Source organism: Actinomadura logoneensis (genome assembly GCF_003428695.1).
Taxonomy (GTDB): domain Bacteria; phylum Actinomycetota; class Actinomycetes; order Streptosporangiales; family Streptosporangiaceae; genus Spirillospora; species Spirillospora logoneensis.
On the sequence record NZ_QURH01000526.1, the window covers coordinates 1 to 1,403 of the forward strand.

At 74.0% G+C, this 1,403-nt stretch carries 1 protein-coding gene; it reads right to left on the reverse strand.

What is annotated here, in order from left to right:
- Positions 1–1,114: cysteine--1-D-myo-inosityl 2-amino-2-deoxy-alpha-D-glucopyranoside ligase (mshC, locus tag DZF91_RS23825; RefSeq protein WP_117359546.1), on the reverse strand; the 1,114-nt coding region annotated here is incomplete at its 3' end.
- Positions 1,115–1,403 lie beyond the last annotated feature (289 nt).

Sequence of the window (1,403 nt, forward strand, 5' to 3'; positions counted from 1 at the left end):
CCAGGTCGTCGTCGAGCCGCTCCCGGACGGTCTCCAGCACGCCCGCCGCGTCCGGCCCGGACGGGGCGGCGACGGCGGCGCGCCAGCGCTCCAGGCGCTCGGCGGCGGCGTCGAGCTGCGCGGCCGTCCACTCCCAGTCGGCGCGGTAGTGGTGCGCGAGCAGCGCCAGCCGGATCGCCATCGGGTCGGCGCCGGACCGCCGCAGCTTCGACACGAACACCAGGTTGCCGCGCGACTTGGACATCTTCTCGCCGTCCAGGCCGACCATGCCCGCGTGCACGTACGCGCGCGCGTGCGGGCGCTCGCCCGTCGCGACCTGCGCGTGCGCGGCGCCCATCTCGTGGTGCGGGAACGCCAGGTCCGAACCGCCGCCCTCCACGTCGAACGCCATGCCGAGGTGCTCGACGGAGATCGCCGAGCACTCGATGTGCCAGCCCGGGCGGCCCTTGCCGAACGGCGAGTCCCAGCCCGGCTCGCCCGGACGCTGCGCCAGCCACACCAGCGCGTCCAGCGGGTCGCGCTTGCCCGCCCGGTCCGGGTCGCCGCCGCGCTCGGCGAACAGCGGCCGCATCTGGTCCCGGGTGAGCCGGCTGACCTCGCCGAACCCGGCGTCGGACGCGACCGGGAAGTACAGGTCGCCGTCCACCTCGTACACCGCGTCGCGGGCCCGCAGCTCCTCGATCATCTTCACCACGAGCGGGATCGCCTCGACCGCGCCGATGTACTGGTCGGGAGGCAGGACCCGCAGCGCCGCCATGTCCTCGCGGAACAGCTCGATCTCCCGGTCGGCCAGCTCCCGCCAGTCCAGCCCGTCCCGCTCGGCGCGTTCCAGCAGCGGATCGTCCACGTCGGTGGCATTCTGCACGTAGTGGACCCGGCGGCCCTGGTCCCGCCACACCCGGTTCACCAGGTCGAACGCGAGGTAGGTGTTGGCGTGGCCCAGGTGCGTGGCGTCGTAGGGGGTGATCCCGCAGACGTACATCCGCGCGGTCGGCCCCTGGGCGGTGGGCCTCGCCTCCCCCGTGCCGGTGTCGTGCAGCCGCAGCGGCCCGGACGCGCCGGCCAGGCCGAGATCGGGGAGACTGGGTACTTCTGGAGCGGGCCACGATCGCATGATTGAACCTTATCCATGCGCTCCGGATAGCTTGACACCGAGATCGTCCTGAGCGTCCCCCCTTGTCCCCACTACCCCCGACGTCCCCGCAACCCCCGGAACGGGTGGATCGGAGTCCGACCGAGTCCATGGCACGCCATCGCAAGTCGCGTGAGCGCCGCGGGCTGCCCCGCGCGGCGCACGGCGGCCTCGCCGTCCTCGTCGCGCTGCTGCTCACCGCCGCGATCATGTTCGGTGTGGGCCGCGTCCGCGCCGGCCTGGCCACCGGCGGCCACGACGCCGCCGAGCG